The following is a 13958-nucleotide window of genomic DNA, read 5'->3' on the forward strand; positions in this document are numbered from 1 at the left end:
GGCGGCAGTATTGGTCATCCGTTCTAGCCGCGAAAATGACCCTGAATGCCATGACCTTAGATAAGATTGTGCCGCGTGTCGCCTCTGCTGGGTCGGAAGATTTATGGGACATCAGCTCCATCGCCGCCTTGGTCCGCGTTTTTGCCGAAAGCTATCTGCTGTTCCACTGGCTGTGCGTTGAGACAGAGACTACAGAACTTTGGGATTTCCGCATCACGGCCTTAACCATTGCGGATAACCGAGCGCGCTATCGTCTAACGCAGGAGGTTGAAGGGGAGCCAGAGCCGTCCGAATTTACAAATGCGCAGGAAAATCTTGCTAAGCACCTAGATACAATCGGGCTTTTTCATGGGCTGTCGCCACAGCGCCAGAAAGACCTCCGTAAGGGCGCAAAATCCCCTTTCGTGCAGGATGATGTGTTGGACCGCCTCAACCTGGACCGGGGTATGTTTCGCAGGTTCTACCGATACCTCAGCTCGTTCGTACATACCGGAACAGTCTCGTTCTTCCGTGTGGAAGAGCACGGCCGGGGCAACGGGGAATTCAACGAGTACGAAGCAACAATGGTGCTTGGCTGCCTGCATTTCATGATCGAACTATTGCAGTGTGTCGTGCGAGAAATGCGAAGACTTCATTAATCAGCCGCCGGATCGGTACGCCATGCGAACACACACACAAGCTGAGCTTCGCTCCTAGACGCTATTGGTCAAGACCCCGTCATCACCCAACATTTTGCATCGGCTCAGTGAGACAATAGTTCGCGCCTGAGCGTCGGCGGGAGCTTCTCAACTCCACCGTCACCTGCATGTCCTTTTGTCCGCTCAACCAGTTGGCGCACCTTTGTCCCGATGATCGGGCAGGCCGAATCAGATATAGGATAATCCAAGTAAAAGCCTTTCCCGCCTGACCAAGCTCCAGCGTAAATCGTAATGTCGCTGTTTCCAAAGCTGGACATTTCCAAAGCGGAGCCGTCCTCACCCAAATTTGCAAACTCAGCGTCGCCATAAAGATTCGTGAACGATACGAGCACGTCGGTATAGAAGCCCTCTGCCCTGAGACCTGCGTTCGCGGCAGCATCAATAAGTTTCTGTAGGTCTTGTGCCGAAGCTTCAACGATGTGGATTTTGTCCCGCGTACTTTGCATAAACAAGCCACGGATTGCGACAACACATGGGCGTTGGGCACCCGCTGTAGAGAAGAATATGCTCGCTTGACCATTTACAGCAATAATCTCCCGAACACCCACCTCGGGAATAACTGCAATGGCATTTGAGATTTGCGGCTCAATTAGTCGCCCACTTTGCCGAAAGGCAGAGCTTCTACCTGAAGAAACAACGCTAAACTTGGATTGATTTTTCGCAATTTCCAACTTAGCCAAAGCAATAGATACTTCTGTTTGCTTCTCAGCAATTAGATAAGATGCTACCGCAACCGCAAGTGTGGCCACTGAGATAACCGTCGTGAGAAATATATTGAAACCACGCGCCAAATTCGTAGCTGAAGATTGCTCACGGCCTAATTTTTTCAACCGCGCCCTTCGCAACAGTTTGTAGTTCGGTTTTTGCTTCATGTGACGCTCCGGGCACCCAAATGATGCACAGGAAATGGTACTTCCACCAATGCCGCCCCCTCACCCCTGCCCCTGATGATCGCTCCGCCCAAAGTCCGGCCGCGCGTCGTCCTGTCCCATCTCGATGATCCCTCGCCGGATCGCGCGGGTGTGGGTGAAGTGGTCGAAGAGGGTTTCGCCGTCGCCCTTGCGGATGGCTTTTTGCAGTTCGGTCAGATCCTCGGTGAAGCGCTGGAGCATTTCGAGGACGGCGTCGCGGTTGGTCAGGAACACGTCGCGCCACATCGTGGGGTCTGATGCGGCGATGCGGGTGAAATCGCGGAAGCCACCGGCGGAATACTTGATGACCTCGCTTTGCGTGACCTGTTCAAGGTCCGACGCGGTGCCGACGATGGTATAGGCGATCAGGTGCGGCAGGTGGCTGGTGACGGCGAGCACCTTGTCATGGTGGTCGGCGTCCATCGTATCGATCCGCGCGCCCAGCGCTTCCCAGAAGGCCACGAGGCGCTGGACCAGTGCCGGGTCGGCATCGGCGGGCGGGGTGACGATGCACCAGCGGTTGCGGAACAGCGTGGCGAACCCGGCGTCCGGGCCGCTGCGCTCTGTGCCCGCCACGGGATGCGCGGGGATAATGTGGTGGCCGGGCAGCGCTTCGGCCAAGGCAGCGGCGACGGTGGCCTTGGAGGAGCCGACGTCGCTGACCAGCGCGTCTTTCGACAGACCCGGCGCGATGGCGCGGGCGGCGGCGGCCATTGCACCAACGGGGACGCAAAAGATCACGAGGTCTGAGCCGGTGGCGGCGTCCTGCGCGGTGTCGGCGATGCGGTGGGCGAGGTTCAGCGCGCGCGCGGCAGTGCGGACTTCGGGGTCTGCGTCATAGCCGACGACGGTGGTATCGGGCAGGAAGGCCTGCACCGCGTGGCCAATCGACCCGCCGAGCAGGCCGAGGCCGACGATGGTGACCTGTTTGAAGGGCGCGTCGCTCACTTCGACGCCTCGCACATCTGGCGGATGGCGGTGGCGATCTCGTCCATCTGCTCTGCCGTGCCGATGGTGATGCGCAGCGCTTGCGGCAGGCCCTGCCCCGGCAGCCAGCGGGTGATGTAGCCGTGGTCCATCAGGCCATTGTAGACCTGTTCGGCGGTGAGCGCGCCTTCGAACAGGATCAGCACGAAGTTGGCCTGACTGGGCAGCGGGCGGACGCCGTGGTTGCCCAGCGCTTCGAGCTTTTCAACGAAGCGGGCGCGTTCCTGCGCGTTGTGGCGGCGCGAGCTTTCGACGAAGGCCTGATCCTGCACGGCGGCGAGGCCAGCGGCTTGGCCGGTCAGCGAGACGTTGAACGGGCCACGGATGCGGTTGAGCATGTCGATGATCGCAGGGTGGCCGGTGCCCCAGCCAAGGCGCTCTCCGGCAAGACCGTAGATCTTTGAGAAGGTGCGCGTGGCCAGCACGTTTTGCGCGGTGGTGGCGAGTTCGAGCGCGCCGTCGTCGTTTTCCGGCGCGACGTATTCGGCATAGGCGCCATCCAGCACCAGCAGAATGTCGGGGCGCAGCGCAGCGTGGAGGCGCGCGATTTCGGCGCGGGGGAGCCAGCTGCCGGTGGGGTTGTTGGGGTTGGCGAGGAAAACGACGCGGGTGCGTTCAGTCACGCAGGCGAGCAGCGCGTCGACATCGGTGCCATAGTCGTGATCGGGCGCGACCACCGGGGTGGCGCCGCAGCGGCGGGCGGCGATGTCGTAGACCGAGAAGCCGTAGCGGACATAGACAACCTCGTCGCCCGGCCCGGCATAGGCCTGCGCGGCAAGGTTGAGCAGTTCGTCCGAGCCGGTGCCCATGACCACGCGCGCGGGATCGAGGCCGTGGACTTGCGCGATGGCGGTGCGCAGCGCCGTGCTGTCAGGATCAGGGTAGCGCGCCGGATCGCCTGCGTGGGTCTGTGCCTCAAGCGCGGCGGCGCTGGTGCCGAGCGGGTTCTCGTTGGCGGAGAGCTTGGTCAGCACTTGCCCGTCCTTGCCGGTCGACTTGCCGGGGACATAGGCGTGAATGCCGAGGATCCATTCTTTGGGCTTAGGCGCGTTTTCCATGAGGCCGCGCCTTAGAGATTGCCGGAGTTTCCGGCAAGCGAACCCCGGGGCAAGGACGAAAAAAGGGCCGGAAGCGGGCTAGCGCTTCCGGCCTTAGTCTGTTCGCAGGAGGAACATGGTTTGGCGGGGCAGGGAATGAGAGGGAGAGGATCTGTTTCCCCCACTCCGCCAATTCGGGTAAACTTAATAGTTGTAGGCGCGCTCGCCGTGTTCGGAGATGTCGAGGCCTTCGCGCTCTGATTCTTCCGACGGACGCAGACCGATGGTCTTGTCGACGATGAAGAAGAGGATCGCTGAGCCAATGCCCGAGAACAGGACGGTGAAGAGCACTGCCTTGATCTGCGTCATCACCTGGGTGCCGATGCTGTAGCTGTCAGCGTCGAAGCCTGCCGGGAACACGGTGTAGTCAAACACGCCCTGGCCACCAAGCGAAGGAGCCGCGACGATGCCGGTGGCGATGGCGCCAACGATGCCGCCCACGCCGTGCACGCCGAATACGTCGAGCGTATCGTCATACTTGAGCTTGTTCTTCACCGTGCTGACGAAGAGGTAGCAGATGGGCGAGACGACGAGGCCGAGGACAATCGAGGTCATCGGAGCGCCGAGACCCGAAGCCGGGGTGATCGCCACGAGGCCAGCGACGGCACCCGTTGCAGCGCCCAGCATCGAAGGCTTGCCGTGGTGGATCTGCTCGACAATCGCCCAGGAGACGGCTGCGGCAGCGGTGGCGACGAAAGTGTTGATGAAGGCAACTGCGGTGACGCCATTGGCTTCGAGGTTGGAGCCAGCGTTGAAGCCGAACCAGCCCACCCACAGAAGCGAAGCACCGATCATGGTCATGGTCAGCGAGTGCGGCGGAGTAGCTTCCTTGCCGAAGCCAACGCGCTTGCCGATCATGATGCAGCCAACGAGGCCTGCGATACCGGCGTTGATGTGCACCACGGTGCCACCAGCGAAGTCGAGCGCGCCCATTGCCCACAGGAAACCAGCATCGGTCGGAGCATCAGGCAGGAAGTCTGGGCCAGCCCAGTACCAGACCATGTGCGCCATCGGGAAGTAGATCGCGGTCAGCCACAGGACGGTAAAGACCATCAGCGCCGAGAACTTCACGCGCTCTGCAAAGGCACCGACGATCAGCGCCGGGGTGATGCAGGCAAAGGTCATCTGGAAGATGACGAACGCGTATTCAGGAATGTAGACGTTGTTCGAGAAGGTTGCCGCATAGGTCGTTGCATCAACGCCCATCAGGAACATCTTCGAGAAGCCGCCGACGAACGGACCGCCGCTGGTGAAGGCCATCGAATAGCCCCAGCTGACCCATACGAGCGCTGCGACCGAAACGACCATGAACACCTGCATAAGCACCGAGAGCATGTTCTTGGTGCGAACGAGGCCGCCGTAAAAAAGTGCGAGTGCCGGAACGCTCATCATCAGGACGAGTGCCGACGAAATCAGCATCCAGGTCGTGTCGCCCTTGTTGACCATGCCGGCCATCTGTTCAACCGATGGTGCCTTGATCGGCCCATCCTGTGCAAAAGCAGCCGTAGCGGCGAAGAGCGAAGCGCCCGTTCCCACCAAGCCACCGATCATCTTACGGATCATGTTGGTTCCCCTAAGGTCGGAAATGGAAGGCGCGCTCACAGCGCGGTATCCCCGGTTTCGCCGGTGCGGATACGCGTGGCCGATGCGAGATCGAGCACGAAAACCTTGCCGTCGCCAATTGCTTCGGTGCTGGCGGCCTGCTGGATCGTTTCCACGATCTGCGGCGCGAGATCATCGCTTGCGGCGATCTCGATTTTCACCTTCGGCAGCATGTTCGTCGAGTATTCGGCGCCACGGTAGATTTCGGTCTGGCCCTTCTGCCGACCAAAGCCCTTCACCTCCGACACCGTCATCCCAGCGACGCCCAAGGCCGAGAGCGCTTCACGCACTTCGTCGAGCTTGAACGGCTTGATGATGGCGATGATGAATTTCATTCATGCCCCCTTCTTTTGCCCACACGCCGGGCGACCTGCCGGCGTAGAGTGTTAAGCAAAGGGCGTGCCAAATCAGAAAAGTTACGGATTGGGCCGTTTACGGGAACAGAACTCCCCAGCCAACGGTTAAAGCCGCCCGATTCTTGTGCATGTTATGCGATTTGCCTGTTTTTTAGGCAGGCCTACGTGCCACAAATCAGGGCAGGATCAGTGTGGCCCACACCGGCAGATGATCCGATCCCACCGCTGCCAGCGGACTGTGGTGAACACCGCTGGCCTCTACTGCGAGGTCTTCGCTCACCACGATACGGTCAAGCTGCGCCAGCGGACGGCGCGCGGGGAAACTGCGGCCCGGGGCAAGCACGCGCAAGGGCGGTGCGAAAGCAGACAGCGCGCCGCCAGTGATCGACCATTCATTGAGGTCACCCATCATCACGGCATGACCGGAGTTCTCATGCGCGGCGATGTGATTGCAGACCGCCGAAACCTGCTGACGGCGACGCAGGCCGGACAGATCAAGGTGCATGCCGACCACACGCAGCAATGCTCCGCCCACCCGCAGCGTGGCGCACACCGCACCGCGCGGTTCTATGGTCGGCAGCGGCACAGCGCAGGCCTCAACCACTTCGATCCCACGCCGCACGAGCAAGGCATTGCCATGCCAGCCCATGCTGGATGCGGTGCGTGCGCTATCGTAATGCCCCGGCTCTACCACCATCCAAGGGCTGTGATCATCCAGTGTGGCGCGCGGAATCACGGCTTCACGCAGGCCAAAGCGGCGGTCAGCTTCCTGCAACGCGATCACATCCGCGTCGATCTCGCGCAGCACCGTAAGAATCCGCTCGGGATCGCGCTTTCGGTCCAGCCCGACACCCTTGTGGATGTTGTAGCTGGCGACCTTCAGCTTGGTGCGTGCTTCAGGCACCTGTAATGTAACGGTCGGTCGGTCGCACCGGCAACCCGTCGATACTGCGGACGCGCCCGGCAACTTTGGTTTTCCAGGCTGCCGGATCGGCTTGCGCGTGATATTTGACGAGTGTCTTGCGCTCCTGCTCCATGTTCATGATTGGAACACCCCAGCCGCAACTTGTCTGCACACTATCGACTGCGATGTCGAAGATCTGGCGCGTACCGGGGAGCAGCACGAAATGCGCGGCCAGTTCTTCCCATTCAGGATCAGCAGGCAGGACTGGCTTGCCATGACCATAGAGCCGCAGGATCAAGGCCGGCTGCTGAAAATTGGTCATCATCACGGTGATGCGACCATCGGCAAGGAGATGGGCGTGGGTTTCGTTCCCGGACCCGCCCAGATCGAGATAGGCGACCCGATTTGGCCCCAGCACACGAAAGCTGTCATAGCCCTTGGGCGAGAGGTTGATGCGCCCCGCGGCTGCGGCGGTGGCCACGAAGAACACCGCTTGCCGACTGATCATTTCCTGATGTTCAGGCAGGATTCGGTCAGCAAATTCGGACATCAGAGGAAGTCCTTGAGCGTCTTGATGAATTTGTCGAACTGGTCATGGTGGAGCCAGTGCCCGGCGTTCTCGAACTCAACCACCTTGGCATTGCGGAAATGCTCCGCCATGCCGTTGCGTTCCGGGTTGCCCGCCCATGAATCCGCACCGTTGAGCAGCAAGGTGGGGCAGGTAATGGCTTTCCACAGTTCGTTGCGCTGGTCGATGCTGATGTCATAGGGTGCGCCATCGACATTGAGGTGCGGATCGAACTTCCAGCTGAACGTGCCGTCCTCGTTCCGGTTGATGCCGTGCAGCGTCAGATGGCGGGCCTGAACGTCGGTCAGGTAGGGGTTTTCACCCTTCATGCGCGCATAGGCGTCTTCCAGCGTGGGATAGCGGCGTGGCAGACGGCCTGCTGCCTTGCGCTTTTCACCGATGAATTCGCGCACACGCCGCGCAAACGGCACGTCCTTCAGCAGGGCCTCGCGCTCTGGCGTGGGAAACAGGCCTTCGATGGCGACGAGTTTGCGCACGTTTTCAGGAAACAACCCGGCATAACGCAGGCTGGTATTGGCCCCCCACGAATGCGAAACAATTGTGACCGGGGCGAGGTCTAGCTGGTGAATCAGCTGCGCCACATCATAGACAAGGTCCATCGTGCGATAGTTGCCGTCATCGGTCCACTGGCTGTCACCGTGGCCCCGGTGGTCCATCGCGATGATGTGCCAATCCTCGCGCAGCGCCTCTGCCGTCCAGTCCCACGAACGGCAATGATCGCGCCCACCGTGAACAAGCAGAAGCGGTGGCTTGTCAGCATTACCCCAATCCACATAGTGGAGGCGCAGGCGCTGCGAGATGAACGTGTTCGAAGTTGGGCCGAGTAACTGCATGGCAGGCTAACTGCGCTCGATGCCGCCCGGATTCAACCCCTCGAATGGACTAAGGCGTCCTAACGTTCCTTGGTGGCGGAGAACACCAGCTCTGGATTGCGCTCTTGCTGATACCCAACATCCCACGCCGACCGAGCCATGAATACCGGGTCGCCGTCACGGTCCTTGGCGAGGTTAGACACGTTGAAATCAGTGAAAGATTTCAACGCAGTATCACTACCCTTCACCCAGCGCGCGGTATCGAATGGCGAGGGTTCCAGCCCAGCTTCGACCTTGTATTCCGCCTCAAGCCGCGAGACGAGCACGTCCAACTGGAGTTGCCCCACCACGCCAACGATCCATTGTGAACCGATCTCCGGGTAGAACACCTGAATCACGCCCTCTTCGGACAGATCATCCAGCGCCTTGCGCAACTGCTTGGTCTTGGTCGGGTCTTTCAGCACCACGCGGCGCAGGATTTCCGGGGCGAAGTTGGGCAGGCCGGTAAAGCGCAGGTCGTTCTTTTCCGACAGCGTATCGCCGACGCGCAAGGTGCCGTGGTTGGGAATGCCGATGATGTCGCCCGCCTCGGCGGTATCGGCAATTTCACGGTCCTGCGCGAAGAACAGGATCGGCGAATGGACCGCGATGGGCTTCCCGCTACCCGAAGGCGTCAGCTTCATGCCCCGCCGGAACGTGCCCGAAACCATGCGCATGAAGGCGATTCGGTCGCGGTGCTGCGGGTCCATATTGGCCTGCACCTTGAAGATGAAGCCGGTCACGTCGGCGCGCTCGGGGTCTACCGTGCCGACGCTCGACGATTGCGGGCGCGGCGGCGGAGCGAACTTTGCAATCGCGTCGATCAGGTCGACCACGCCGAAGTTCTTGAGCGCCGAGCCGAAATAGACCGGCGTCAGGTCGCCATTACGATAGGCTTCGATGTCGAATTCGGGATAGCCGGCGCGGGCCAGTTCGATCTCTTCGGCAATGTCGGCCGGAATCTCGCCGGAGGCATAGGGGGCAGACTCCACCTTGCCCAGAAACTCGCGGCTATCGCCTTCGGGGCGGGCGATGGTTTCATCGGCAAAGCTCATCACGCCCTGAAAAATGCCGCCCATGCCGATGGGCCAGGACATTGGCACCACATCAAGCGCCAGCGCATCGGCCACTTCGTCCAGTGTTTCGAACACCGAGCGGCCTTCGCGGTCCACCTTGTTCACGAAAGTGATGATCGGCACCGAGCGCAAGCGGCAGACCTCGAACAGCTTGCGCGTCTGCGGCTCGATACCCTTGGCCGCGTCGATCACCATGATCGCCGAATCGACGGCGGTGAGCGTGCGGTAGGTGTCTTCGGAAAAGTCCTCGTGACCCGGCGTATCGAGCAGGTTGAAGACGATGCCGTCCTTCTGGAAGGTCATCACCGAGGACGTGACCGAGATGCCGCGCTGCTGCTCAATCTTCATCCAGTCAGACCGCGCACGCCGCGCGGCCCCACGCGCCTTTACCTCGCCCGCAAGGTGGATGGCGCCACCCTGCAGCAGCAGCTTTTCGGTGAGCGTCGTTTTACCGGCGTCAGGATGCGAGATGATGGCGAAGGTGCGGCGATTGGACATTGCGCGCGGTTAGCGCGGCTGAACGCTCACGTCCATGCGGAAGCTGCGGGTTTCGCGCGGGGCCAGCAGGACGATGCCGGGCTTTTCGGGGAAGTCACCGGTGAAGTCTTCGGGATCGGCATGGCCCTGCCACGGCTCGATACAGATGTAGCGTGCGCCGGGGACTTGCCAGACGCCGAGCGCGGGCGTGTCTGGGAAGGCGATGTCGAGCTTGGTGCTGTCAGTTGCACCATAGCGCAGGCTGCGGCTGTTCAGGTGGTCCCAGATCAGCGCATCGGCGCGGAACAGGTCTTCGTTCAAGGGCAGTTCGCGCGCATTGATGGGCGTCGGTTCACCTTGGGCGAGTAGCAGGCCGGTTTCTCGCGACACGCGGCGGACGTCCTGCGGCTCGTCAGCTTCGAACACCAGTTTGTGTGCAGCCTTGTCGGCTCTGCCGGGGAGCGGCCAGGCGAAGGCGGGGTGATAGCCGAAGCTGAAGGGGAGAGGATCGGCGCTGGGATTGAACACGCTGGTTTCGATGTGCAGCGTCATCCCTTCGATGCGGAAGGAAACTTCCAGCACGAAGCCGAAGGGGTAAACGGCGCGCGTATCGGGCGAATCGGTGAGGCGGAAGCGGGCCTCGTTGCCTTCGACATGAACCGGCGAAAACGCGCTGCGGCGGGCAAAGCCGTGGCGCGGCAGCGGGTATTCGCGGCCGTCAAGGCGCAGCACATCGCCGCTGAGCGAACCGACGATGGGGAACAGCAGCGGCGCGTGGCCTCCCCAGAACGCCGGGTCGGCATCGGTCATGTATTCCGCGCCCGACGAATCGGTCAGCGACCACAGCTCGGCACCGAGCGGATTGATCCGCGCGGTCAGTTCGCCATTCGTGATCGTGACCAGTTCTTCGCTCATCCCCGCAGCACTGCACCTTGCTTGGCCGCTGCCGCAACAACCTTGTCCGCAATTGCCTTGAGCGCTGCTTCGTCGAATGACTTTTCGGTGGGCTGAAGCGTCACTTCGATGGCGAGGCTCTTCTGTCCCTCTGGCACGCCCTGCCCCCGGAAATCGTCGAACAGCCGCGCGGCGGTGATCGCCTGCTTGTCCGCGCCCTTTACCGCGCGCAGCAAGTCGCCCGCCGGAAGCGCCGCATCGACAAGGAACGCAAAGTCGCGCGTGACAGCCTGCAAAGCGGGCGGCGCGAAGTGCGGGCGGGCGAACTGGCCTGCGCCCTTCTTTGCGGGAATGCGGTCGAGGAACAGCTCTACCACAGCGACGGGGCCATCGAGATCGAAGGCCTTGGCGGTGGTCGGGTGGAGCATGCCGAAGCGGGCCAGCACCTGCTTGGGGCCGAGGCGCAGCGTGGCGGACTGGCCGGGGTGGAATTGTGCGCCAGCCTCTCCCATGACTTGCAGGTTTTCGACCGGGGCACCGGCTTCGGCCAACAGCGCCAGCGCTTCGGCCTTGGCGTCGAATGCGTCGAAGGGTTTGGCCTTGCCCGTGGCCCAGCCACGCGGTGTGCTATCACCGGCCAGCACGACGGCGAGGCTCAGTTTCTCGTCGCTCGCGCCATTTGTGCCGCGTAGATAGCGACGACCGATCTCGAATACGCGGACCGAGGTGGCGCCGCGATGCAGGTTGCGCTGGGCGGCCGAGAGCAGCCCGGGGAGCAACGAGGGGCGCATGACCTTGAGGTCTTCGCTGATCGGGTTGGCAAGGCTCCAAAGCGTTTCGCCATCGGCGAAGTGTGCGGCCTGCGCTTCGGGCAGGAAGGACCACGTGACGGCTTCGTGCAGCCCGCGCGCGGCGGCGGCGCGGCGGACGCGGCGTTCGAGCATCTGTGCTGGCGTCGCAGTCGGGTTGGCCACGCCGTCTGCGCGCGGCAGCGAGGTGGACGGTACGGCATCAAGGCCGTGGACGCGGATCACTTCCTCGACGAGGTCTGGTGCGCCGTCGACATCGGGCCGCCAGGTCGGGACGGTGACGGTCCATTCATCGCTGACGTCGAAGCCAAGCGCAGTCAGAATGCGCTTCTGCTCACCATTGCCCACATCGATGCCGCCGAGGTTGCCCGCCAGTTCCGGGTCATAGGCCACGGCCTTGCGCGCCAATGGAGGCTCGCCTGCGCGGACCACTTCGCTGGCCTCGCCGCCGCAGATCTCGAGGATCAGGCTGGTGAGCAGGTCCATGCCGGTATCGAGGAACGCCGGATCGACGCCACGTTCGAACCGTCCGCGCGCATCGGATGCGAGCGCTAGCGATTGCCCGGTGCGGGCGATGGCGGCAGGCGTGAAGTAGGCAACTTCGAGCAGGACGTCGGTGGTCGCGTCGGTGCAGCCCGAATGCTCGCCGCCCATGATGCCGGCAATGTCGTGGACGCCGCCATCATCGGCAATCACGGTCATGAAGGGCTGGAGCGCGTATTCCTTGCCATTGAGCGCAAGGCAACTCTCGCCTTCGCGCGCCTTGCGGGCGACTACGGGGCCGGTGAGCTTGGCAAGGTCATAGGCGTGGGCCGGACGGCCATAGCCGAGCATCACGTAGTTGGTGATGTCCACCAGTGCCGAGATCGGGCGCTGGCCTGCGCTCTTCAGGTAGTCTTGCAGCCACTTCGGGCTGGGGCCATTCTTCACGCCGCGAATGACGCGACCATAGAAAGCGGGGCAGCCTTCGGGATCGTCGGTGCGGACTTCGACCGGGCAAGGGAAGCTGCCGGTGACCGCAGCCGTGGGGATAGGCTTGAGCACGCCAAGGCCCGCCGCCGCAAGATCGCGGGCGATGCCGTAGACGCCCATGCAGTCGGGCCGGTTGGGCGTAATGGCCACGTCGAACACCGGGTCGGAACCAATATAGTCGGCAAAGCTGGTGCCAACGGGCGCGTCTTCAGGCAGTTCGATGATGCCGTCGTGATCCTCGCCCAGACAAAGCTCGCGCGTGGAACACATCATGCCGTTGGATTCGACACCGCGAATGGCCGACTTGCGCAGTTCCATGCCGTTCGAAGGGACCAGCGCACCGGGCAGGCCGAGCACGCCGATGAGGCCAGCGCGGGCGTTGGGCGCACCGCAGACGACCTGCAGCGGGGTGCCGTCACCCAGATCGACCGACAGCACCTGCAGCTTGTCGGCCTGCGGGTGCTTCTCTGCCCTCAAGACACGGGCGATGCGGAACTTGGTCAGGGCCGCCGAAGCGTCCTCGACGCCTTCGATTTCCAAGCCGAGCGAGGTCAGCTTTTCAGCGATGAGGCGCGCGTCGGCCTTGGTATCGAGGACCGACTGCAACCATGAGAGCGAGAACTTCACGAACGTACTCCCACGCCGCCAGAAAGGGTCGGCACGTCCAGCGCGCCGAAGCCGTAGTGGCCGAGCCACCGTGCATCGCCATCGAAGAAGGCGCGCAGATCGTCCATGCCGTATTTCAGCATGGCGAGGCGATCGACGCCGGTGCCGAAAGCGAAGCCCTGCCATTCATCGGGATCAAGCCCGCCGAATTCGATGACCTTGCGGTTGATCATGCCGGAGCCGAGCACTTCCATCCAGCCACCGTCAGCCGCATCGCCGCTGCCGCCGACCACGCGCTTGCCGCCCACGAGGGTGTAGCCGACATCGACTTCGACCGAAGGTTCGGTGAACGGGAAATAGCTGGGGCGCAGACGCAGGGTGATGTCGTCGCGCTCGAAGAAGGCCTTGAGGAAGGTTTCCAGCGTCCACTTCAGATGACCAAGGTGGATGCCCTTGTCGATCACGAGGCCTTCGATCTGGTGGAACATCGGCGTGTGCGTGGCGTCCGAATCCGAACGATAGACGCGGCCCGGCGCGATGATGCGCAACGGTGCGCCTTCCTTCAGCATCGAACGGATCTGCACCGGCGAGGTGTGCGTGCGCAGCAGCATCGAGCGGCCTTCTGCATCCTTGTCCGGGAAGTAGAAGGTATCGTGCATCGCGCGCGCCGGATGCGTTTCGGGCATATTGAGCGCAGTGAAATTGTGCCAGTCGTCCTCGATCTCAGGACCGCTGGCGACGGCAAAGCCCATGTCGGCGAAGATTTCGGCCAGTTCGTCCATGACCTGCGATACGGGGTGGACCGAGCCGCGAGGAGTTTCGGGCGCGGGAAGCGACAGGTCCACCGTCTCGGCCGCAAGGCGCGCTTCGAGGACGGCGCTTTCCAGCGCGGTCTTGCGTGTCGCCAGCGCGGCGGTGACAGCCTCGCGCGCGGCGTGGATTTTCGGGCCTTCGCTCTGGCGTTGGTCGGGGGTCATGGCGCCCAGCGATTTGAGCAGGGCGCTGACCCATCCCTGCTTGCCGAGGGCGGAGACGCGGATCGCCTCCACGGTATCGGGCGTGGTCGCGGCGGCAATGGCGTCCAGCGTTTCGGCCTGCTGTTGATCGAGCTTTTCCATGCGCGAAGCCG

The 13958-nt window shown here is 62.3% G+C and carries 13 protein-coding genes; 1 reads left to right on the forward strand and 12 read right to left on the reverse strand.

The features are described from left to right. The first annotated feature begins 35 nt into the window (after positions 1 to 35). Positions 36 to 638, forward strand: a complete 603-nt coding sequence (locus Q8R81_RS01975) for a DUF5677 domain-containing protein (RefSeq protein ID WP_305615657.1) — start codon at positions 36 to 38, stop codon at positions 636 to 638. A 104-nt stretch (positions 639 to 742) separates the two neighbouring features. Here Q8R81_RS01975 and Q8R81_RS01980 read toward each other — a convergent pair whose 3' ends face one another. The 12 genes from Q8R81_RS01980 to pheS all read right to left on the reverse strand — a co-directional run bounded on the left by Q8R81_RS01980 (position 743) and on the right by pheS (position 13947). Next, positions 743 to 1570 (reverse strand): hypothetical protein, encoded by an 828-nt coding sequence (locus Q8R81_RS01980; protein ID WP_305615659.1) that lies wholly within the window; start codon positions 1568 to 1570, stop codon positions 743 to 745. 60 nt (positions 1571 to 1630) lie between these two features. Beyond that, positions 1631 to 2557, reverse strand: a complete 927-nt coding sequence (locus Q8R81_RS01985) for a prephenate/arogenate dehydrogenase family protein (RefSeq protein ID WP_305615661.1) — start codon at positions 2555 to 2557, stop codon at positions 1631 to 1633. After that, complete coding sequence (gene hisC, locus Q8R81_RS01990; protein WP_305615663.1) at positions 2554 to 3654, reverse strand: histidinol-phosphate transaminase; 1101 nt, start codon at positions 3652 to 3654, stop codon at positions 2554 to 2556. Before hisC ends, Q8R81_RS01985 begins: the two co-directional genes overlap by 4 nt. A 183-nt stretch (positions 3655 to 3837) precedes the next feature. Next, positions 3838 to 5256 (reverse strand): ammonium transporter, encoded by a 1419-nt coding sequence (locus Q8R81_RS01995; protein ID WP_305615665.1) that lies wholly within the window; start codon positions 5254 to 5256, stop codon positions 3838 to 3840. Between the two features lie 35 nt (positions 5257 to 5291). Beyond that, a complete protein-coding gene (locus Q8R81_RS02000; RefSeq protein WP_054107869.1) occupies positions 5292 to 5630 on the reverse strand; it encodes a P-II family nitrogen regulator in 339 nt (112 codons plus the stop codon). 196 nt (positions 5631 to 5826) lie between these two features. Beyond that, the gene (locus tag Q8R81_RS02005; RefSeq protein WP_305615670.1) at positions 5827 to 6555 is read right to left on the reverse strand and encodes an endonuclease/exonuclease/phosphatase family protein; all 729 of its coding nucleotides are present in this window, start codon (positions 6553 to 6555) and stop codon (positions 5827 to 5829) included. Beyond that, complete coding sequence (locus Q8R81_RS02010) at positions 6548 to 7105, reverse strand: pyridoxamine 5'-phosphate oxidase family protein (protein WP_305615673.1); 558 nt, start codon at positions 7103 to 7105, stop codon at positions 6548 to 6550. The genes Q8R81_RS02005 and Q8R81_RS02010 overlap by 8 nt, the downstream gene beginning before the upstream one ends. Beyond that, complete coding sequence (locus Q8R81_RS02015) at positions 7105 to 7977, reverse strand: alpha/beta fold hydrolase (protein ID WP_305615675.1); 873 nt, start codon at positions 7975 to 7977, stop codon at positions 7105 to 7107. The genes Q8R81_RS02010 and Q8R81_RS02015 overlap by 1 nt, the downstream gene beginning before the upstream one ends. A gap of 59 nt (positions 7978 to 8036) precedes the next feature. Further along, entirely contained in the window at positions 8037 to 9569 is a 1533-nt protein-coding gene (locus Q8R81_RS02020) for a peptide chain release factor 3 (RefSeq protein WP_305615677.1), read from the reverse strand. 9 nt (positions 9570 to 9578) lie between these two features. Next, positions 9579 to 10463 carry an aldose 1-epimerase family protein gene (locus Q8R81_RS02025; RefSeq protein ID WP_305615679.1) on the reverse strand — a complete coding sequence of 295 codons (885 nt, stop codon included), beginning with the start codon at positions 10461 to 10463 and terminating at the stop codon, positions 9579 to 9581. After that, on the reverse strand, positions 10460 to 12850 hold the full coding sequence (gene pheT / locus Q8R81_RS02030) for a phenylalanine--tRNA ligase subunit beta (RefSeq protein ID WP_305615681.1): 2391 nt from the start codon (positions 12848 to 12850) through the stop codon (positions 10460 to 10462). Before pheT ends, Q8R81_RS02025 begins: the two co-directional genes overlap by 4 nt. Then, a complete protein-coding gene (pheS, locus tag Q8R81_RS02035) occupies positions 12847 to 13947 on the reverse strand; it encodes a phenylalanine--tRNA ligase subunit alpha (RefSeq protein ID WP_305615683.1) in 1101 nt (366 codons plus the stop codon). Before pheS ends, pheT begins: the two co-directional genes overlap by 4 nt. Between the last annotated feature and the right edge of the window lie 11 nt (positions 13948 to 13958).

The organism is Novosphingobium sp., from assembly GCF_030696665.1.
Taxonomy (GTDB): Bacteria; Pseudomonadota; Alphaproteobacteria; order Sphingomonadales; family Sphingomonadaceae; genus Novosphingobium.

Excerpts from the sequence above, each read along its gene's own strand:
- hisC (WP_305615663.1), bottom strand. The coding sequence starts at position 3,654 with ATGGAAAACGCGCCTAAGCCCAAAGAATGGATCCTCGGCATTCACGCC.
- Q8R81_RS02020 (WP_305615677.1), bottom strand. The coding sequence starts at position 9,569 with ATGTCCAATCGCCGCACCTTCGCCATCATCTCGCATCCTGACGCCGGT.
- Q8R81_RS02015 (WP_305615675.1), bottom strand. The coding sequence starts at position 7,977 with ATGCAGTTACTCGGCCCAACTTCGAACACGTTCATCTCGCAGCGCCTG.
- pheS (WP_305615683.1), bottom strand. The coding sequence starts at position 13,947 with ATGGAAAAGCTCGATCAACAGCAGGCCGAAACGCTGGACGCCATTGCC.
- Q8R81_RS02010 (WP_305615673.1), bottom strand. The coding sequence starts at position 7,105 with ATGTCCGAATTTGCTGACCGAATCCTGCCTGAACATCAGGAAATGATC.
- Q8R81_RS01980 (WP_305615659.1), bottom strand. The coding sequence starts at position 1,570 with ATGAAGCAAAAACCGAACTACAAACTGTTGCGAAGGGCGCGGTTGAAA.
- Q8R81_RS01995 (WP_305615665.1), bottom strand. The coding sequence starts at position 5,256 with ATGATCCGTAAGATGATCGGTGGCTTGGTGGGAACGGGCGCTTCGCTC.
- Q8R81_RS02000 (WP_054107869.1), bottom strand. The coding sequence starts at position 5,630 with ATGAAATTCATCATCGCCATCATCAAGCCGTTCAAGCTCGACGAAGTG.
- Q8R81_RS02025 (WP_305615679.1), bottom strand. The coding sequence starts at position 10,463 with ATGAGCGAAGAACTGGTCACGATCACGAATGGCGAACTGACCGCGCGG.
- Q8R81_RS01975 (WP_305615657.1), top strand. The coding sequence starts at position 36 with ATGACCCTGAATGCCATGACCTTAGATAAGATTGTGCCGCGTGTCGCC.